This window comes from Stenotrophomonas sp. 22LJNL06-5-1 (assembly GCF_056861455.1).
This window is the reverse complement of record NZ_JBSPUE010000007.1, coordinates 156789-175106: the sequence shown is the minus strand read 5'-3', so window position 1 is coordinate 175106 and position 18318 is coordinate 156789. Positions and strand designations below refer to the sequence as shown.

Genomic DNA, 18318 nt, shown 5'->3' with positions numbered 1-18318 from the left:
CCGTGCTCCGAGCCGGGGTGGACCTGCCGTTTGCCGGGACCTTCCATGCGCCACCTGTTCGCTTCGCTCGCCCTCATGCTCGCCACCACAACCGCCGCCCACGCTGAAAAGCTGACCCTGGAAGCCATCACCGGCCCGTTGCCGTTGTCCGGCCCGACCCTGATGAAGCCGAAGGTGGCGCCGGACGGTTCGCAGGTCAGTTTCCTGCGCGGCAAGGACAGCGACCGCAACCAGCTGGACCTGTGGACCTACGACATCGGCAGCGGCCAGACCCGCCTGCTGGTCGACTCCAAGGTGGTGCTGCCCGGCACCGAAACCCTCAGTGATGAGGAAAAGGCCCGCCGCGAACGCCAGCGCATCGCCGCGATGACCGGCATCGTCGATTACCAGTGGTCGCCGGACGCGCAGCGCCTGCTGTTCCCGTTGGGCGGCGAACTCTACCTGTATGACCTCAAGCAGCAGGGCCAGGCCGCGGTACGCCAGCTGACCCACGGTGAAGGCTTCGCCACCGACGCCAAGCTGTCGCCCAAGGGCGGCTTCGTCAGTTTCATCCGCGGCCGCAACCTGTGGGTGATCGACCTGGCCAGTGGCAAGCAGCTGCAGCTGACCCGTGATGGCAGCACCACCATCGGCAACGGCGTGGCCGAGTTCGTCGCCGATGAAGAAATGGACCGTCACACCGGTTACTGGTGGGCGCCGGATGACTCGGCCATCGCTTTCGCCCGCATCGACGAGGCACCGGTGCCGGTGCAGAAGCGCTACGAGGTCTACGCCGACCGCACCGACGTGATCGAGCAGCGTTACCCGGCCGCCGGCGACGCCAACGTGCGCGTGCAGCTGGGCGTGATCGCACCGGCCGCCGACGCGCAGCCGCGCTGGGTCGATCTGGGCAGGGAACAGGACATCTACCTGGCCCGCGTCGACTGGCGCGATGCGCAGCACCTGAGCTTCCAGCGCCAGTCGCGTGACCAGAGGCAGCTGGACCTGGTGGAAGTGGCGCTCGATTCCAACCGCCAGCGCGTGCTCGCCCACGAGACCAGCCCGACCTGGGTGCCGCTGCACAACAGCCTGCGCTTCCTCGATGACGGCAGCGTGCTGTGGTCGTCCGAGCGCACCGGCTTCCAGCACCTGTACCGCATCGACAGCAAGGGCAGGGCCACCGCGCTGACCCACGGCAACTGGCCGGTGGACGAACTGCTGGCGGTCGATGAAAAGGCCGGAAAGGCCTACTTCCGTGCCGGCATCGAGACCTCGCGCGAAAGCCAGATCTACGCGGTGTCGCTGCAGGGCGGTGAGCCGCAGCGCCTGTCCAAGGCACCGGGCATGCACAGCGCCAGCTTCGCCCGCAACGCCAGTGTCTACGTTGACAGCTGGTCCAACAGCACCACGCCGCCGCAGATCGAACTGTTCCGCGCCAATGGCGAGAAAATCGCCACCCTGCTCGAGAACGACCTGGCCGATCCCAAGCATCCGTACGCGCGCTACCGCGATGCACAGCGCCCGGTCGAGTTCGGCACGCTGATGGCTGCCGACGGCAAGACCCCGCTGAACTACAGCCTGATCAAGCCGGCCGGCTTCGATCCGTCCAAGCGCTACCCGGTGGCGGTGTACGTCTACGGTGGCCCGGCCAGCCAGACCGTCACCAACAGCTGGCCCGGCCGTGGCGACCACCTGTTCAACCAGTACCTGGCCCAGCAGGGCTACGTGGTGTTCTCGCTGGACAACCGTGGCACCCCGCGCCGTGGCCGCGACTTCGGTGGCGCGCTGTATGGCAAGCAGGGCACGGTGGAAGTGACCGACCAGCTGCGCGGCGTGACCTGGCTGAAGCAGCAACCGTGGGTGGACCCGGCGCGCATCGGCGTGCAGGGCTGGTCCAACGGCGGTTACATGACCCTGATGCTGCTGGCCAAGGCGTCGAACCAGTACGCCTGTGGCGTGGCCGGTGCGCCGGTGACCGACTGGGGCCTGTACGACAGCCACTACACCGAACGCTACATGGACCTGCCGGCGCGCAATGAAGCGGGCTACCGCGAAGCGCGCGTGCTGACCCATATCGACGGCCTGCGTTCGCCGCTGCTGCTGATCCACGGCATGGCCGACGACAACGTGCTGTTCACCAATTCGACCAGCCTGATGAGCGCGCTGCAGAAGCGTGCACAGCCGTTCGAGCTGATGACCTACCCGGGTGCCAAGCATGGCCTGTCCGGCGCCGATGCCCTGCATCGCTACCGCGTGGCCGAAGCCTTCCTGGGACGTTGCCTGAAGCCCTGATCCGCAGCCGGGAAGGAGCCCGCCGATGACCCTGCCACCCCCGATTCCCGCCCATCGACAGACGTCCGCCGGTTGGTGGTGCCGTCATTGGCGCTGGGCGATGCCGTTGACGGTGGTGCTGGTGCTGGGCGGTGCCGGTGGCGTGGTGACCTGGAGCGTGTTGCGCTGGAGCGAGGCGGCACGCGAGAGCCCGCCGATGCGCGAAGCGCTGCGTCGCGCGGGCTGCAGCATCGAACTGGTGGAAGCCTTCGGCGAGCCGCTGCAGATCGAATCGATGCCGCTGGGCAGCATGCAGACCGCGATCAACGGCCAGCGCGATGTCGGCCTGACCGTTGCGCTGGAAGGGCCGCATGCGCACGGCCGGTTGTTCGTGCAGGGCAGCCGTCGTGACGAAGTCTGGGATTACCCGGTGATGTATGTACTGGCCGAAGACAAGCAGACCTTCGATCTTACCGCGCTGGATGACGACGAGGCTGCGGGGGAGTGCGAGCTGCAGGCCTGCCGTGATCGCGGCGATTGCCCGCTGACCGCCGCGCTGTGACCTCCAGCCGATTGTCGCCATCGCCGTGAGCGCGTAGGGTGCGGGCAACCCTTTGCTGGAGTGTCCCATGAAGCCGATTGCGCTCGCCGTTGCCCTGGCCCTGACTGCTGCACCGCTGCTGTCCGCACCACCGGCGCTGGCGGCACCCACCGCCAAGGCCGCCACCCCGGCCAGCCCCGCCTGGGTCGCCCGCAGCAATGCACTGGCGCAGATCCTGCTTGATGCGCAGGGCCCGTTCCAGCCGGAGGAAACCGGCTTCTTCGGCGTTCCCGGCTACGACGACAAGGTGGCCGATCTTGGCCCGGACAACAGCAGGCGCTATCGCGCCGCGATGGCCAAGGCCCGCGACGAACTGAAGGCAAAGCTGGCCGCCGAAAAGGATCCCAATGTCCGCCAGGACCTGGAGATCATGATCCATGCCGCCAGCCAGAACATCGAAGGCAGCGAGCTCAACGAGAAGTACCTGCTGCCGTGGAGCGATGCGCCGCAGACCGTGTTCAGCGGCCTCAACCTGCTGCTGTCCGACCAGGTGCCGGCCGAGCGCCGGGCCAAGGCCGTCGACCGCCTCAAGGCCTATGCCGGCCTGCAGCCGGGCGGCACCGCCTTCACCACGCTGGCCCGCCAGCGCTACGAGGAACGGCTGAAGGACAGCAGCCTGCTGCAGCCGACGAAGATCGAAGTGCAGCAGTCGCTGGACAACGTCGAGACCTACATCACCGGTATCGAGTCGCTGCTGAAGAAGTACCAGATTGCCGGCGCCGATGAAGCGATGAAGGCACTGGCCGGACAGATGAAGGACTACGCCAGCTGGACGCGCACGACCGTGCTGCCGAAGGCGCGTACCGACGCACGCCTGCCGGCACCGTTGTACGCATACCAGCTCAAGCAGGTCGGCATCGACATCGACCCGAAGCTGCTGATGCAGCGCGCGCAGCTGGAGTTCATGGAAACCCGCTCGGCGATGCAGCAGCTGGCGCCGCTGGTGGCGAAGGACAAGGGCCTGAAGGTGGCCGACCCTAGCGACCCGGTGGCGGTGATCCGCGCACTGAAGGCCGACAAGATTGCCGACGACCATCTGGAAGGCCACTACCGCAAGGTGATCGACGCGATCGATCCGCTGATCCGCGAGCACGCCATCGTCGACGTACCCAAGCGCGCCATGCAGATGCGCCTGGGTTCGGCCGCCGAGAGCGCGGCCAGCCCGGCCCCGCACTTCCTGCCGGCGCCGCTGGTCAACAATACCGGGCAGCAGGGCACCTTCGTGCTGCCGCTGGGCAACCCGGCGGCGGGCCCGGGTGCGCAGTACGACGACTTCAATTTCGGTGCAGCGGCATGGACGCTGAGCGCGCATGAAGGCCGCCCCGGCCACGAGCTGCAGTTCACCGCCATGGTCGAACGTGGCGTGTCGCTGGCACGCACGATGTTCGCGTTCAATTCGGTGAACGTGGAAGGCTGGGCGCTGTATGCCGAGGCCGAGATGGTGCCGTACGAGCCGCTGGACGGTCAGATGATCGCCCTGCAGTTCCGCCTGCTGCGTGCCGCGCGCGCGATGCTGGACCCGATGCTCAACCTCGGCCTGACCGACCGCGCCAACGGCGAGCGTGTGCTGATTGAGCAGGTCGGCCTGTCCAAGGCGATGGCCACCCAGGAACTGGACCGCTACATGGTGCGGATGCCGGGTCAGGCGGGCAGCTATTTCTATGGCTATACCCGCATCCTGGAACTGCGCATGCAGACCGAGCTGGCACTGGGCGCGAAGTTCGACCGCTTGGCCTTCAACAACTTCCTGCTCGACCAGGGCCTGCTGCCGCCGGACCAGCTGGCCGACGCAGTGAACAAGGTATTCGTGCCGAAGTACAAGCGCTGAGCATCACCGGTAGTGCCGGCCGCTGGCCGGCAACCGGTGTTGGTAGATGCCGACCTCGGTCGGCGCTGTGGGTTTCGTGCCAACCAAGGTTGGCACCTACCAGAGCGATGCGTCGGTGTTGCAGGGGTAGTGCCGCCCGCTGGCCGGCAATCATTGGTGGTAGATGCCGACCTTGGTCGGCGCTGTGGGTTTCGTGCCAACCAAGGTTGGCACCCACCAGAGCGATGCGCCGGTTGTTGCAGGGGTAGTGCCGGCCGCTGGCCGGCAGCCGGTGTTGGTAGATGCCGACCTTGGTCGGCGCTGTGGGTTCGTGCCAACCAAGGTTGGCACCCACCAGAGCGATGCGTCGGTTGTTGCAGGGGTAGTGCCGGCCGCTGGCCGGCATTGCCCTGGCGTAGAGGGGATTCCTGAGGTTGCCGGCCAGCGGCCGGCACTACCCGCGGCGACGCTGCTGCGTCACCGCTGCGGGGTAATCACCTGTGTCGGCAACCGCGCTGGCGGTGCCGGATTCGGCACCCATATCGCGACGCCGGCAGCGCGCTTCTGCGTGGTGGGAATACCGATGCCGACGCCGCCACCGACGTGCGAACCGTACGTGCCGGCGCCCACCGACATGCCCACCGGCGAGCCACTGCTGCCCACGCCCATCAACACCACGCCATTGGCGCCGAGCGCGGCGGCCTCACGCTTCAGGCGTGCCACGGCGGCATCGGTCTGGCCCTGGGTGCCGAAGCCGACGGCGGACGCCGATTCCAGCTGGGCGATTTCCTGGGAACCGGCCGGTGGCGTCGAGTAGATCTGCACCAGCGCCGGATCGATCGGTGCGCGGGCGCGGCCCAGCATCACCTTGGAGGTGCTGGCACAGCCCGCGGCGACCAGCAGGATGGCCGCCAACGCGGCCCAACGGATGTTCATGGCACGACCCCTGTAGGACTGGTTGCGATCATCGGCGGGCCACTCTGAATCGGCGCCAACACCCGGGCCAGGGCACGCACGGCAGCACGCTAGCACGGTGCGGGTGACAGCCCTGCCAATGGCAGTAGGCGGCGGCAGCGGGAACGTCTATGGTTGGGGCAGGAACCAACTGCGGGAGAGCGGCATGGGTGTGATCAGTCTGTTGTGGGGCGTACTGGCGCTGTTGTGGATGATCCTGGCGCTGATTCCACTGCTCGGCTGGGGCAACTGGTTCCTGATCCCGTTCGCTGCGGTGGGCGCGGTCATCGCCGCGCTGGGCATCCTGTTCACCCACCCGAGCAAGCGTGGCCGGGCCTGGGCCGGTCTGGTCCTGAACGGCATCGTGGTGGTGGTCGGCATCCTCCGCCTCGGCCTGGGTGGCGGCGTGATCTGAGCCCGTACCCGGGTGCGACAGGGCGTCGCAGGCGCTCGGTCCATCGCCTGGCAGGGGCGTACAATGAATGGCTGCGCGAGCCCCCCGCGTGCCTGTGAATCCGCGCCCGGCGCGGCTGCCCCATGATCATCCGACCCCGTCCCCACGGCTGGCAACTGCTGTACATCCTGCGCGGCTCGATCGTCAAAGCGATCGCGCCCAAAGTGCTGGCCATCCTGATCCTGTCCATTGCGGTGGCCGCCGTGGTGGAACTGGCGCCACCGACCGGCATCGAGCGTGTCTCGGTCACGCCGTTCACCCTGCTTGGCCTGGTGCTGTCGATCTTCCTCAGCTTCCGCAACAGCGCCTGCTACGAGCGCTGGTGGGAAGGCCGCAAGCTGTGGGGCCAGCTGGTCTACGAATCGCGCTCGCTGGCCCGCCAGGTCAACCTGCTGCTGGCCGATGACACCGGCCGTCGCCGCCGCATCGCCTACCTCACCACCGCCTTCGCCCATGCCCTGGCCGGTCGCCTGCGCGGACGCATCGTGGCGCTGATGGCCCTGCCGTGGCTGGACAAGCGCCAGCGCGAACAGCTCGGCCAGCGTGAGAACGTGCCCGACGCGCTGTTGTCGATGATCGCCGCCGAGCTGGCCCAGGCCCTGCGTGCCGGTGACCTCGACCCGATCCTCTACGCCCAGCTGGAGGACCGTCTGCACGCGATGTCGTCGATCCAGGCGGGCTGCGAGCGCATCCTCACCACGCCGCTGCCGTTCGCCTACACCCTGCTGCTGCACCGCTGCGCGTGGATGTTCTGCGTGCTGCTGCCGTTCGGCCTGGCCAGTTCGCTGGGCTGGGGCACGCCGGTGCTGTCGGCGGTGCTGGCCTATGCCTTCTTCGGCCTGGACCAGCTGGGCGAAGAAATGGAAGACCCGTTCGGCCTGGAGCCGAACGACCTGCCGCTGGACGCGCTGGTGCGCACGATCGAGATCGACCAGCTCGACGCGCTCGGCGAACGCCCCTTGCCCGAACCCCTGCTGCCGCAGGGTTACCTGTTGCAATAGCCACTCCTCGGAGCCTGCCATGTCCCACCCGCTTTACCGCCCGCGCCGCATGCGCCATGACGAGTTCTCACGCCGCCTGATGCGCGAGAACACGCTGACCACCGACGACCTGATCTACCCGGTGTTCGTGCACGAACTGGCCGGCCGCACCGCAGTACCGTCGATGCCGGGCGTGGAGCGGCTGTCGATCGAAGAACTGCTGAAGGTGGCCGAAGAGGCGCTGGAGCTGGGCATTCCGGTAATCGACCTGTTCCCGGTGATCGACCCGTCGCTGAAGTCGCTGGATGCATCGGCGGCGTGGGCCGAGGACGGCCTGGCGCAGCGTGCGATCCGCGCGCTGAAGTCGCGCTTCCCGGAGCTGGGGGTGATGACCGACGTGGCGCTGGACCCGTACACCACCCACGGCCAGGACGGCATCATCGATGACAAGGGCTATGTGCTGAACGACATCACCGTCGACGCACTGGTCAAGCAGTCGGTATCGCACGCCGAGGCCGGCGTCGACATCGTTTCGCCGTCGGACATGATGGACGGCCGCATCGGCGCGATCCGTCGTGCGCTGGATGCCGACAACCACATCAACGTGCGCATCATGGCGTACTCGGCCAAGTACGCCTCGGCGTTCTACGGTCCGTTCCGTGATGCGGTGGGCAGCGCCGCCAGCCTCGGCAAGGCCGACAAGAAGACCTACCAGATGGACCCGGCCAACGGCGACGAGGCCCTGCGCGAGATCGCGCTGGACCTGGAAGAGGGCGCCGACATGGTGATGGTCAAGCCGGGCATGCCGTACCTGGACCTGGTGCGCCGGGTGAAGGAGAAATTCGGCGTGCCGACCTTCGCCTATCAGGTGAGTGGCGAGTACGCGATGATGAAGGCCGCCTTCGCCAATGGCTGGCTGGACGAGCGCGCCTGCGTGCTGGAGTCGCTGCTGGGCTTCAAGCGGGCCGGTGCCGATGGCGTGCTGACCTATTTCGCGCCGCAGGTGGCGCGATGGCTGCGCGAGCGCTGACAATAGCGCCACGATAGACGGAGGAATACGCGATGGGACCCGAACTGGGATGGATGCAATGGCTGATCTGGGGCATCGGTACGCTGGTGTTCGGCGCCATCATCGTCGGTGTCTTCATCGCTGCCTGGCGGGCCGGCAAGCGCCCGCCGGAGCAGCTCTCCGCCGCCCGGCATGTCGCCCGTGAGCAGGCCCTGCCGGACAGCGTGCAGGCCGAACTGGCCGCGCTGAACCAGCGCAAGGACAATGGCCAGCTGAGCGAGGTGGAGTACGAGCAGTTGCGCGCCAAGGTGTTGTCGCGCTGACCGGGCGTTCCATCCACGCATGGCGTGGATCTACCGGATACACCCGGCCACCGCCGCCACCTTCGGCGCCGCCAGCCGGTACACATCCACGCCACCGGCACGCGGGGCCTTCGCCGCGCTGCTGGCGACCATCATCTCGCCCGGCTTGGCGTTGTCGATCACCGGCGCGCCGGTCCAGCCACCGGTCTGGTTGAACGACAGCCCCAATGGCTGCAGCGACGCGCCGGTCCACGCACAACCGCTGCTCCACACCTGTGCGGTCGTGCCGTTGCCGCGGCTGAACACCACGGCGCCGTCATTGCCCAGCCAGTCGCCGTCGGTCTCGTCGTCGGCGCTGTTCGACGCGGTCAGTGCGGTGGCCGGGCCACGCACGCCCTGCGCATCCAGCGTTGCCACGAACAGGTCCCAACCAGCGCCACGGCCCTGCTGGCGGGCAAACAACAGCCGCTGGCCGTCCGCGCTCAGGGCCGGCCCGCGCTCTTCCCGGCGCCCGCCATCGCCGGCCAGGGCCTGCGCGCTGCCCAGCTGGCCATCGGCGGCCAGCGCGGCCCGATACAGCGCCAGCTTGCCCTCGTGGCCGGCCGCGAACAGCAGCCAGCGGCCGTCACGGCTGAAGTAGGGATCACGGGCCTCACCGGCCACGCTTACCGGCAAGGCCTGCGCCTGCTGCCAGCGGCCGTCGACCACGCGCGCCTCCCACAGGCCCCAGCCAGCTTCGCTGCGGCGGGCGAAAACGATGCGCTGGCCATCGGCGCTGATCGTGGCGCGGCCCTCGTCGGCACGGGTCGAGACCACGCCCATGCCTTCGATACCGTACTCGTTCAACGCCATCGCCACGGGGGCAGAGAGTAGACTGGCGGCAAGCACCAGCAGGGGCGGGGTGATGCGCATCATCCGGGTCCGTGCACGAAAGAGCATCAGTCTAGCCAGCTTGAGGATTCCATGACCGACCGTTACGCCGTCTTCGGACACCCCGTTGCCCACTCGAAGTCGCCGCAGATCCACGCGACGTTCGGTCGCCAGGAAGGCATCGCGGTGGATTACCGCGCGATCGACCTGGCCCCGGATGCGTTCCTTGCCGGCCTGGAAGCCTTCGCCGCCGACGGCGGTGTCGGCGCCAACGTCACCTCGCCGCACAAGGAGGCCGCGTTCTCGGTGTGCACCACCCTGACCGCACGTGCGCGCCGCGCCGGCTCGGTCAACACGCTGCTGCGCAAGGGCGACCGCTGGCATGGCGACACCACCGATGGCATCGGCCTGGTGCGTGACCTCACCGACCGCCATGGCCTGGACCTGCGTGGCCGCCGCATGCTGCTGATCGGTGCCGGTGGCTCCGCGCGCAGCGTCGCCCCGGCCTTCCTCGATGCCGGCATCACCGAGCTGGTGGTGGTCAACCGCACGCCGGAACGCGCCGATGAACTGATCGACGCGATGGGCGAACCGGGCCGCGCGATCAGCCGCTACGGGGAAGACCTGCGTGACCTGGGCGACTTCGAGCTGATCGTCAATGCCACCTCGGCCGGCCGCGACCGCGACGTCGAGTTCAAGCTGCCGCTGTCGCTGGTCAATTCAATGACCACCGCCGTCGACCTGAACTACGGCGAGGCGGCCATCGCCTTCCTGGCCTGGGCGCGCGCGGCGAACTGCCGCAATACCGTGGATGGCCTGGGCATGCTGGTCGAACAGGCGGCCGAGAGCTTCCTGCAGTGGCATGGCGTGCGCCCGCAGACCGACGAGGTCTACCAGACCCTGCGGCAGGGCTCGGCCGTGCTGGCCGGCGAGGACTGATCGATGGACAGCACAACGTTGATGGTGACCGTGCTGAGCATGGTCGGCGTGCGCCTGCCGGTACTGATCGCGCTGTGCATCGGCCTGGTCTGGGTGGTCGGCGCACCGCGCGATGCCACCCGCACCGGTGCTCTGGTCGGCCTGGTGCTGTTGCTGCTGTCCAGCCTGGGCGGCCTGGCGGCGGGTGTCCTGCCGATGTGGTTGGTCAGCAGTGGCAACTTCAGCGCCATCTCGGGCATGGGCGCCATCCTCGGCGTGCTGCATTTCGCGCTGGCGATGGTCGAGGCCATCGGCGTGGTGCTGCTGGTGTGGGCACTGGTACGCGTGCTGCGTAGCCGTACGATCCCGGCGGCCTGAGCGGCAGCGCCGGGCCATGCCCGGCGTATCTGGCCCTTGGGCGGTCCGGCGATCGGACCGTGACCGCCGCCAGGCGTCGTCGCTGGCCCGTTCAGGGTGCCGGCAACGGTGAATGCGGCCTGCCATGCGACAATGACCGGCCTGATCCAGCCACGGTAATTCCCGGCGTGACCGAAACCGTCGCCGCTCCGCGCACGCTCGATGACCCCTTGAAGGATGCGATCCGCAAGGCGTACACGACGCTGCAGGCCAATACGCCCGGCTTCTCCACCCGCCGCTCGCAGAGCCAGATGATCGGCGTGGTGTCGCGCGCGCTGTCGAAAAGTGGCGGCGTCGGCGTGGTCGAGGCGCCCACCGGCGTCGGCAAGAGCCTGGGCTACCTCACCGCAGGTGTACCGATCGCGCTGGCCAGCAAGAAGAAGCTGGTGATCAGCACCGGCACCGTGGCCCTGCAGTCGCAGCTGGTCGAGCGCGACATTCCGAATTTCCTGAAGGCCACCGGCCTGGAAGCGACCGTGGCGCTGGCCAAGGGCCGTACCCGCTACCTGTGCACGCGCAATGCCGCCGAAGCGCAGGGCGAGGGCTCGCAGGGCGGCATGTTCGAGGATGACGCGCCCCTGTTCGACCGGCCGCTGGCACCGATCGAGATGGACATCGCCAAGCGCCTGACCGATGCCTTCACCGGCGGCAGTTGGGATGGCGATATCGACAACGCACCGGAGACCATCAGCCCCGGCCTGCGTAGTCGCATCACCACGCCGGCTTCGGGCTGCGCGGGGCGCCGTTGTGCCTATTCGGCGCAGTGTGCGGTGCTGCGTTCGCGTAACACCGTGCGTGATGCGCAGATCGTGGTCACCAATCACGCGCTGTTGCTGTCGGCGCTGTCGATCGGCGACAGCGACAACGGCCAGCCGTTGATCGCACCGCCGTCGGACATGCTGCTGGTGCTGGATGAAGGCCATCACATCGGCAACGTGGCGATCGACCAGGGCGCGGCCAGCCTGGCGCTGGACGAGATGGCCAAACGCACCGGTCGCCTGCAGATCCTGATTGCCGGTGCCTACCGCGCGGTCGACAAGGATCGCCTCGGCAACCTGCTGCCGAACGAAGCGATCGAGGTGGCCAGCAACGTGGCCAAGCAGCTGCGCGCGTTCCGCGATCATATCGAGCGCGTGTGGATGCCTGCGCCGGCCGACGAAGAGCCGATGTGGCGCGCGGCCAATGGGCGCCTGCCCGAGGCGTGGCGCGAGCCGATCGAAGCACTGGCCGACGATACCCGCAGCCTCTACAACTGGGCGCATGCCGCCACCGCGCAGGTGGCCAAGGGCAAGCCGGACGATGCCGCGCGCGAGCGCCTGCAGCGCAACCTGGGCATGGCGCTGGAGATGATCGAACAGCAGTACAACCTGTGGCAGGCCTGGCGCCGCGAGGACAAGGACGGCGCGCCGCCGATGGCGCGCTGGGTCACCGCTACCCGCGATGGCGACCTGGTGCTGCACGGCTCGCCGGTATCGGCCGCGCACGTGCTGCGCAAGCTGCTGTGGGATGAAGTGGATTCGGTGGTGATGACCTCGGCGACGCTGACCGGCGGCGGTGACTTCCAGTCACTGGCGATCGACAACGGCATTCCGGAAGAGGCCGAGATGGTCTCGCTGTCCTCGCCGTTCGACCTGCCCAACCAGGCTGAGCTGATCGTGCCGAAATTCCCGGTCACGCCTGATGACCGCGAAGGCCACCCGCGCGAAGTGGCGCGCTATCTCGACACCGAACTGGACTGGGCCAAGGGCTCGATGGTGCTGTTCACCTCGCGCTGGAAAATGGAGAAGGTAGCCGGGCTGATGTCGGCCGCGCGCCGCAAGCAGGTGCTGGTGCAAGGCGAGATGTCCAAGACCCGCCTGATTGACGAGCATCTGCGCCGCGTGGCGGCGGGTGAAGGCTCGGTGCTGTTCGGGCTGAACTCGTTCGGCGAGGGCCTCGACCTGCCCGGCGAAGCCTGCACCACGGTGGTGATCACCCAGGTGCCGTTCGCGGTGCCGACCGACCCGCAGACTGCCACCCTCAGCGAGTGGTTCGAGGGGCGTGGGCTCAATGCCTTCAACCTGATCGCGATTCCGCATGCGCTGCGCACGCTGACCCAGTTCGCCGGCCGCCTGATCCGCACCTCCACCGACACCGGCCGCGTGGTGATCCTCGATTCGCGGCTGCTGACCCGCCGTTACGGCAAGCGCATCATCGACGCGCTGCCGCCGTTCAAGCGCGTGATCGGCTGACCGGTAGTGCCGGCCGCTGGCCGGCAAAAAGGGGACGGAGGGAATTAAGTCGTTTTTGCCGTAAACGACTTAATTCCCTCCGTCCCCTTTTCTGCCCCCGTAGTGTCTACCGCCGCAACGGCAGCCATTGCCCTTCGCTGGCGCTGCGCCACAGCCATTCGACCGGCCCGAAACGATGGCCGCGCAGCCACCATGCGCTCGCCAGCAGTTGCAGCGGGAACACTACTGCAGCCACCAGCAGCACCGGCCACAATCCATGCCGCGGGCCGATGCCCAGCCCGAAGCCGGCAAACAGCGGTACGCAGATCGCGCTTTGCAGCAGGTAGTTGCTCAGTGCCATGCGCCCGGCCGGAACGAATACGCGCAGCACGCGTTCGGCCCACGGGCGCAGATAGAGCAGGGCGAAGATCGCTGCCGCAGCGATGCCCAATGCCAGCGGCGCAACGCGGTACGACACGCGCAGCAGGTAGCCGGGCACGCCCCCACGCAGCGCCGGCCACGCCTGCTTGAGCGCATCTGCATTGACATCGATCCAGAGGAACACGATGCCCAGCAGCAGACCGCCGAGAGCGATCACGCGCAGCAGAGGCAGATGCGCGCGCGGTTGCTGCAACAAGCCGCGGCGGCCCGCCCAGTAGCCCAGCAGGAAGCGGCCCAGCACGAACAGCAGCAGTGCCCAGTTGCTCAGCTTCAGCCACGCCGCCAATTGCAGGTTGCGCCACCACGCCTGGGCCAGGCTGCCGTGCGCCAATGCATCGAGCGCTGTGGCATTCATCTGCGCGCGCGGAGTCAGCAGGGCCACCCATTCGCGTATCCACGGCGACAGCAGCGGTGGCAGCAGCAGGGCGATGATCACGCCGCTGCATAGCAGGGCACGATCACCCAGGTGCCGGAAAAGCGGCAACAGCAAGCCGACCAGTGCGTACACCAGCAGGATATCGCCCCACCACAGCAGTACCGAATGCAGCAGGCCGATCACCAGCAGCACACCCATGCGCCGCAGGTGCGCGGCCATGCTGCCCTGCGCATTGCCGTCCATCTGCATCGCCACGCCCATGCCGAACAGCAGCGAGAAAAGGGTGATCGCCTTCATGTCCACCAGCCATTCCATGCCGGTGCGGATGGCGTGATCAAACGGGGCACTTGGCAGGGTCTGCTGCGCGGCCTCGGTCATCAGTGCATCGAGCGAAAAGAAGCGCAGGTTGACCAGGAACACGCCGAGCAGCGCGAATCCGCGCAGGGCATCGATGAGGGGTTGGCGCGGCGGGCGTTGGGTCATGCCGCGCAGAGTAGCGGATCGGTAGCGCCGGCCGCTGGCCGGCAACCGTTGTTGGTAGATGCCGACCTTGGTCGGCGCTGTGGGTTCCGTGCCAACCAAGGTTGGCACCCACCAGAGCGATGCGGCGATTGTTGCAGAGGTAGTGCCGGCCGCTGGCCGGCAACCTCATTGATGTGGGGCGTCGCAGTACAGATGCCGGCCAGCGGCCGGCACTACCGTATGGCGGTCAATCACCCAGCAGGGCGGTGTTGCGTACGGCGCCCTTGTCGGCGCTGGTGGCCAGCAGGGCGTAGGCCTTCAGTGCGCTGGTGACCTTGCGCGGGCGCGGCGCACGCGGCTTCCAGCCACGCGCATCGGCGTCGCCGCGTCGCTGTGCCAGCGTGGCCTCATCCAGCAGCAGGTCGATGCGGCGGGCCGGAATGTCGATGCGGATGCGGTCGCCATCTTCCACCAGGCCGATGACACCGCCGCTGGCGGCTTCCGGTGAGACATGGCCAATCGACAGGCCGGAGGTGCCGCCGGAGAAGCGGCCATCGGTCAGCAGCGCGCACTGCTTGCCCAGCCCCTTCGACTTCAGATAGCTGGTCGGGTACAGCATCTCCTGCATGCCGGGGCCGCCCTTCGGGCCTTCGTAGCGGATCACCACCACCTCGCCCGGCAGCACCTCGTCGGCGAGGATGCCGGCAACGGCGGCGTCCTGGCTTTCATAGACACGCGCGGGACCTTCGAATACGTGGATCGATTCGTCCACGCCGGCGGTCTTCACCACGCAGCCATCGACGGCCAGGTTGCCGCGCAGCACGGCGAGGCCACCTTCCAGTGAGTACGCATGCTGCAGCGAGCGGATGCAGCCCTCGGCGCGGTCGACGTCCAGCGTCGGCCAGCGCGTGGCCTGGCTGAAGGCTTCCTGGGTGGGAATGCCGGCCGGGCCGGCCTTGAAGAAGGTGTGTAGGGTGTCGTTGTCACTGCGCACCACATCCCAGCGTTCCAGCGCTTCGGCCAGGCTGGCGCTGTGCACGGTGGGTACCGTGGTTTCGAGCAGGCCGGCGCGGTCCAGTTCACCGAGGATGCCGAACACGCCGCCGGCGCGGTGCACGTCCTCGATGTGGTACTTCGGCGTGTTCGGCGCCACCTTGCACAGCTGCGGCACGCGCCGCGACAGCGCGTCGATGTGGGTCAGGTCGAAGTCGACCTCCGCTTCCTGCGCTGCGGCCAGCAGGTGCAGGATGGTGTTGGTGGAGCCGCCCATGGCGATGTCCAGGGTCATCGCATTGGCAAATGCGGCCTGGGTGGCGATGCCGCGCGGCAGCGCGCTGGGGTCTTCGCCGCCATACCAGCGGTGGCACAGTTCGACGATCAGGCGGCCGGCGCGGCGGAACAGCGCCTCGCGGTCGGCATGGGTGGCCAACGTGGTGCCGTTGCCGGGCAGCGACAGGCCCAGCGCTTCGGTCAGGCAGTTCATCGAGTTGGCGGTGAACATGCCCGAGCAGGAGCCGCAGGTGGGGCAGGCGCTGCGCTCGAACGCGGCCACCTTCTCGTCGGAGGCGCTGTCATCGGCGGCCACCACCATCGCATCGACCAGGTCCAGCTTGTGCTCGGACAGTTTGGTCTTGCCCGCTTCCATCGGCCCGCCGGAAACGAACACCACCGGGATGTTCAGGCGCAGCGCGGCCATCAGCATGCCGGGGGTGATCTTGTCGCAGTTGCTGATGCACACCAGTGCGTCGGCACAGTGCGCGTTGACCATGTACTCCACGGCGTCGGCGATGATCTCGCGGCTGGGCAGCGAGTACAGCATGCCGTCGTGGCCCATCGCGATGCCGTCGTCCACGGCGATGGTGTTGAATTCCTTGGCGACGCCGCCGACCTGCTCGATCTCGCGCGCGACCAGCTGGCCGAGGTCTTTCAGGTGCACGTGGCCGGGCACGAACTGGGTGAAGGAGTTGGCGATGGCGATGATCGGCTTGTGGAAGTCGCCGTCCTTCATGCCGGTGGCACGCCACAGGGCGCGGGCGCCGGCCATGTTGCGGCCGGCGGTGGAGGTGCGGGAACGGTATTCGGGCATGGCTGGCGGAACGGGCGGGCCGTACGACGTGGGAGTCAGCCGATCATGGCCAATTTTTTCGGTTGCTGCTGCAACCACCTTCACCGCTTGCAGCGGCTTGGTGGTCCGCGCATTTCCCCTTATCCCCGCGCCTTCGGCGCGCCCCCCTTGAACAACAAGGGGGCTTCTTGCCGAAGACTTGGCTGCGCGTGCCGGGCATGACCGGGCGCCGCGGGATGTGTGCCAACCAAGGTTGGCACCTACTAGAGCGGTGCGTCGCCTGGGGTCGGATCCCATCGCGGCGCGATGGGCTCTGACCCCAATGCCGACGAAAATGAAAGTCCGTTCATCTTTCGGACTTTGCCGATTCCGGTTGCTGGTCCGGATTTGGCATCATTGGGGCATTGATCCGTCGACAGGGCATGAGGCCATGAAACGTTCCCGCACCACCGCGCTGCTGCTGATGAGCGCCGCGCCGCTGCTGTTCACCGCCTGCCAGAAGGAGCCGGAGGTGAAGGTGCAGGAAGGCCTGTACACCTCGGTCGAGGCCTGCACCGAGGCCACCGGCGATCCGTCGTCGTGCCGCAATGCCTTCGCCGAAGCGCAGAAGCAGGCCGCCGATGCGGCGCCGAAGTACGCCAGCAAGGAGGCCTGCGAGAAGGACTACAAGCCGGAGCAGTGCGTGCAGCAGCACACCTCGGCCGGCACCTCGTTCATCGGCCCGATGATGATGGGCTTCTTCATGTCGCAGATGCTGAGCAACCGCGGCGGCCTCGCCCCGCAGGCGCCGGCGGCGTCGCCGGCCTACCAGGACAAGAGTGCCGGTTGGGCGCGCCCGGCACCGGGTGGCAGCGGCGGCCTGAACACCGCCAGCGGCATCGGCGCGGGCAAGGCTGGCCTGGCCCCGGTCACCAGTGAACCGAACCGTGCGGTCACTGCCAGCCGTGGTGGCTTCGGCAACACCAGCGCGCGCCGCAGCACCAGCGGCAGCTACGGCGGCTGATCGACCCATGCAGCGTATCCGGATTGCCGAGCGTGCCCAGTGGCGGGCACGCGCGGAAGAGGCGGGTTTCCGCTTCCACACCATCGACGGCCAGCCATACTGGGATGAAAGCGCGTACTACGCGTTCACCCTGCGCCAGATCGAGCAGGACATCGAAGACCCCAGCGCCGAGCTGCATCAGATGGCGCTGGATCTGGTCGGCGATGTCATCGGCAGCGAACGGCTGATGGACCAGCTGGCGATTCCGTCGCACTACCGCGACTGGATCGCCGACAGCTGGCGCCAGCGCCAGCCGCACCTCTATGGCCGCCTGGACCTGGCCTACGACGGCACTGGCCCGGCCAAGCTGTACGAACTGAACTACGACACGCCGACCTCGCTGTTCGAGGCCAGCTTCTTCCAATGGCAGTGGCTGGAAGACCAGCGCAACGCCGGTCGCCTGCCGCAGCATGCTGACCAGTTCAATGCCATCCACGAAGCGTTGGTCAAGCGTTTCAGCGAACTGGCCACGCAGTTGCCGCCGCCACTGTATTTCAGTGCGGTGGGCAGCTCCGAAGAAGATCGCGGCACTGTCGACTACCTGCGCGACTGCGCCTCGCAGGCCGGCCTGCATGGGCAGGCTATCGCCGTCGAGGACATCGGTCTGTCCGAGGATGGCCGGTTCACCGCGCTGGATGATTCGGTGATCGGCACGTTGTTCAAGCTGTATCCGCTGGAAGACCTGATGGCTGAAGAGTTCGGCCGCGCGCTGCCCGGCTCGGGCGTGCAGCTGCTGGAACCGGCGTGGAAGGCGGTGCTGAGCAACAAGGGCATCCTGCCGCTGCTGTGGCAGCGCAACGTGGGCCACCCGAACCTGCTGGAAGCGCATTTCGATGACGGCAGCGCGCTGGCCTCGGGTTGGGTGCGCAAGCCGCTGTTCTCGCGCGAAGGCGCGAACATCGAGATGCACCTGGCCGATGGCAGCACCCAGCGCAGCGACGGTCCCTACGATGGCCCGGCGATCATCCAGCGCGCCCATCCGCTCACCCGCTTCGAAGGCGGCTACCCGCTGATCGGCAGCTGGGTGATCGGTGACCACGCCTGCGGCATCGGCATCCGCGAGGACGACAGCGCGATCACCCGCGACAGTGCGCGCTTCGTGCCGCACGCGATCGTTGATGAGGCGCCGACGCGGATCTACGTCTGATGCCGGTGCGGCG

16 protein-coding genes are annotated in these 18318 nt (G+C 67.8%); 12 read left to right on the top strand and 4 right to left on the bottom strand.

The window, feature by feature from the left end:
* The first annotated feature begins 45 nt into the window (after positions 1-45).
* The 3 genes from AC13GF_RS15850 (at position 46) to AC13GF_RS15840 (ending at position 4679) form a co-directional block, all read left to right on the top strand.
* Entirely contained in the window at positions 46-2271 is a 2226-nt protein-coding gene (locus AC13GF_RS15850; RefSeq protein ID WP_483005249.1) for a S9 family peptidase, read from the top strand.
* A gap of 25 nt (positions 2272-2296) precedes the next feature.
* Positions 2297-2812 carry a cytochrome c oxidase assembly factor Coa1 family protein gene (locus AC13GF_RS15845; RefSeq protein ID WP_483005248.1) on the top strand — a complete coding sequence of 172 codons (516 nt, stop codon included), beginning with the start codon at positions 2297-2299 and terminating at the stop codon, positions 2810-2812.
* Between the two features lie 67 nt (positions 2813-2879).
* On the top strand, positions 2880-4679 hold the full coding sequence (locus AC13GF_RS15840; protein WP_483005247.1) for a DUF885 domain-containing protein: 1800 nt from the start codon (positions 2880-2882) through the stop codon (positions 4677-4679).
* Between the two features lie 456 nt (positions 4680-5135).
* On the opposite strand, the gene AC13GF_RS15835 is transcribed toward AC13GF_RS15840, so the two are convergent.
* Complete coding sequence (locus AC13GF_RS15835) at positions 5136-5594, bottom strand: hypothetical protein (protein ID WP_483005246.1); 459 nt, start codon at positions 5592-5594, stop codon at positions 5136-5138.
* Between the two features lie 184 nt (positions 5595-5778).
* On the opposite strand from AC13GF_RS15835, the gene AC13GF_RS15830 reads away from it, so the two are divergent.
* The 4 genes from AC13GF_RS15830 (at position 5779) to AC13GF_RS15815 (ending at position 8378) form a co-directional block, all read left to right on the top strand.
* The gene (locus AC13GF_RS15830) at positions 5779-6027 is read left to right on the top strand and encodes a hypothetical protein (protein WP_006475755.1); all 249 of its coding nucleotides are present in this window, start codon (positions 5779-5781) and stop codon (positions 6025-6027) included.
* Positions 6028-6149: 122 nt separating this feature from the next.
* Entirely contained in the window at positions 6150-7067 is a 918-nt protein-coding gene (locus AC13GF_RS15825) for a bestrophin family protein (RefSeq protein ID WP_483005245.1), read from the top strand.
* A gap of 19 nt (positions 7068-7086) precedes the next feature.
* Positions 7087-8076 carry a porphobilinogen synthase gene (gene hemB, locus AC13GF_RS15820; protein WP_057501007.1) on the top strand — a complete coding sequence of 330 codons (990 nt, stop codon included), beginning with the start codon at positions 7087-7089 and terminating at the stop codon, positions 8074-8076.
* 32 nt (positions 8077-8108) lie between these two features.
* Positions 8109-8378 (top strand): SHOCT domain-containing protein, encoded by a 270-nt coding sequence (locus AC13GF_RS15815; protein WP_049424121.1) that lies wholly within the window; start codon positions 8109-8111, stop codon positions 8376-8378.
* Between the two features lie 30 nt (positions 8379-8408).
* On the opposite strand, the gene AC13GF_RS15810 is transcribed toward AC13GF_RS15815, so the two are convergent.
* Complete coding sequence (locus AC13GF_RS15810; RefSeq protein WP_483005244.1) at positions 8409-9272, bottom strand: TolB family protein; 864 nt, start codon at positions 9270-9272, stop codon at positions 8409-8411.
* A gap of 48 nt (positions 9273-9320) precedes the next feature.
* Between AC13GF_RS15810 and aroE the strand changes: the two genes are divergently transcribed.
* From aroE to dinG, 3 genes are all read left to right on the top strand, one after another.
* Entirely contained in the window at positions 9321-10166 is an 846-nt protein-coding gene (aroE, locus tag AC13GF_RS15805; RefSeq protein WP_483005243.1) for a shikimate dehydrogenase, read from the top strand.
* A gap of 3 nt (positions 10167-10169) precedes the next feature.
* Positions 10170-10523 carry a hypothetical protein gene (locus AC13GF_RS15800; RefSeq protein WP_483005242.1) on the top strand — a complete coding sequence of 118 codons (354 nt, stop codon included), beginning with the start codon at positions 10170-10172 and terminating at the stop codon, positions 10521-10523.
* Between the two features lie 167 nt (positions 10524-10690).
* The gene (dinG, locus tag AC13GF_RS15795) at positions 10691-12793 is read left to right on the top strand and encodes an ATP-dependent DNA helicase DinG (RefSeq protein WP_483005241.1); all 2103 of its coding nucleotides are present in this window, start codon (positions 10691-10693) and stop codon (positions 12791-12793) included.
* 106 nt (positions 12794-12899) lie between these two features.
* Here the strand turns inward: dinG and AC13GF_RS15790 are convergent, their stop codons facing one another.
* Together AC13GF_RS15790 and ilvD are read right to left on the bottom strand one after the other, a co-directional pair.
* Positions 12900-14072, bottom strand: a complete 1173-nt coding sequence (locus AC13GF_RS15790) for a DUF418 domain-containing protein (protein ID WP_123959203.1) — start codon at positions 14070-14072, stop codon at positions 12900-12902.
* A gap of 226 nt (positions 14073-14298) precedes the next feature.
* Positions 14299-16137, bottom strand: coding sequence for a dihydroxy-acid dehydratase (gene ilvD, locus AC13GF_RS15785; protein WP_483005240.1), 1839 nt, complete (start codon positions 16135-16137; stop codon positions 14299-14301).
* A 409-nt stretch (positions 16138-16546) separates the two neighbouring features.
* On the opposite strand from ilvD, the gene AC13GF_RS15780 reads away from it, so the two are divergent.
* Positions 16547-17119, top strand: coding sequence for a DUF1190 domain-containing protein (locus AC13GF_RS15780; protein WP_014038869.1), 573 nt, complete (start codon positions 16547-16549; stop codon positions 17117-17119).
* A gap of 7 nt (positions 17120-17126) precedes the next feature.
* Complete coding sequence (locus tag AC13GF_RS15775; RefSeq protein ID WP_483005239.1) at positions 17127-18305, top strand: glutathionylspermidine synthase family protein; 1179 nt, start codon at positions 17127-17129, stop codon at positions 18303-18305.
* Positions 18306-18318 lie beyond the last annotated feature (13 nt).

What these genes read in the sequence shown, in the direction of transcription:
- AC13GF_RS15815 (WP_049424121.1), top strand. Translation starts at nt 8,109, where the DNA reads ATGGGACCCGAACTGGGATGGATGCAATGGCTGATCTGGGGCATCGGT.
- AC13GF_RS15810 (WP_483005244.1), bottom strand. Translation starts at nt 9,272, where the DNA reads ATGATGCGCATCACCCCGCCCCTGCTGGTGCTTGCCGCCAGTCTACTC.
- ilvD (WP_483005240.1), bottom strand. Translation starts at nt 16,137, where the DNA reads ATGCCCGAATACCGTTCCCGCACCTCCACCGCCGGCCGCAACATGGCC.
- AC13GF_RS15825 (WP_483005245.1), top strand. Translation starts at nt 6,150, where the DNA reads ATGATCATCCGACCCCGTCCCCACGGCTGGCAACTGCTGTACATCCTG.
- AC13GF_RS15780 (WP_014038869.1), top strand. Translation starts at nt 16,547, where the DNA reads ATGAAACGTTCCCGCACCACCGCGCTGCTGCTGATGAGCGCCGCGCCG.
- AC13GF_RS15835 (WP_483005246.1), bottom strand. Translation starts at nt 5,594, where the DNA reads ATGAACATCCGTTGGGCCGCGTTGGCGGCCATCCTGCTGGTCGCCGCG.
- AC13GF_RS15845 (WP_483005248.1), top strand. Translation starts at nt 2,297, where the DNA reads ATGACCCTGCCACCCCCGATTCCCGCCCATCGACAGACGTCCGCCGGT.
- AC13GF_RS15830 (WP_006475755.1), top strand. Translation starts at nt 5,779, where the DNA reads ATGGGTGTGATCAGTCTGTTGTGGGGCGTACTGGCGCTGTTGTGGATG.
- AC13GF_RS15800 (WP_483005242.1), top strand. Translation starts at nt 10,170, where the DNA reads ATGGACAGCACAACGTTGATGGTGACCGTGCTGAGCATGGTCGGCGTG.
- AC13GF_RS15850 (WP_483005249.1), top strand. Translation starts at nt 46, where the DNA reads ATGCGCCACCTGTTCGCTTCGCTCGCCCTCATGCTCGCCACCACAACC.
- aroE (WP_483005243.1), top strand. Translation starts at nt 9,321, where the DNA reads ATGACCGACCGTTACGCCGTCTTCGGACACCCCGTTGCCCACTCGAAG.
- AC13GF_RS15790 (WP_123959203.1), bottom strand. Translation starts at nt 14,072, where the DNA reads ATGACCCAACGCCCGCCGCGCCAACCCCTCATCGATGCCCTGCGCGGA.
- AC13GF_RS15775 (WP_483005239.1), top strand. Translation starts at nt 17,127, where the DNA reads ATGCAGCGTATCCGGATTGCCGAGCGTGCCCAGTGGCGGGCACGCGCG.
- AC13GF_RS15840 (WP_483005247.1), top strand. Translation starts at nt 2,880, where the DNA reads ATGAAGCCGATTGCGCTCGCCGTTGCCCTGGCCCTGACTGCTGCACCG.
- hemB (WP_057501007.1), top strand. Translation starts at nt 7,087, where the DNA reads ATGTCCCACCCGCTTTACCGCCCGCGCCGCATGCGCCATGACGAGTTC.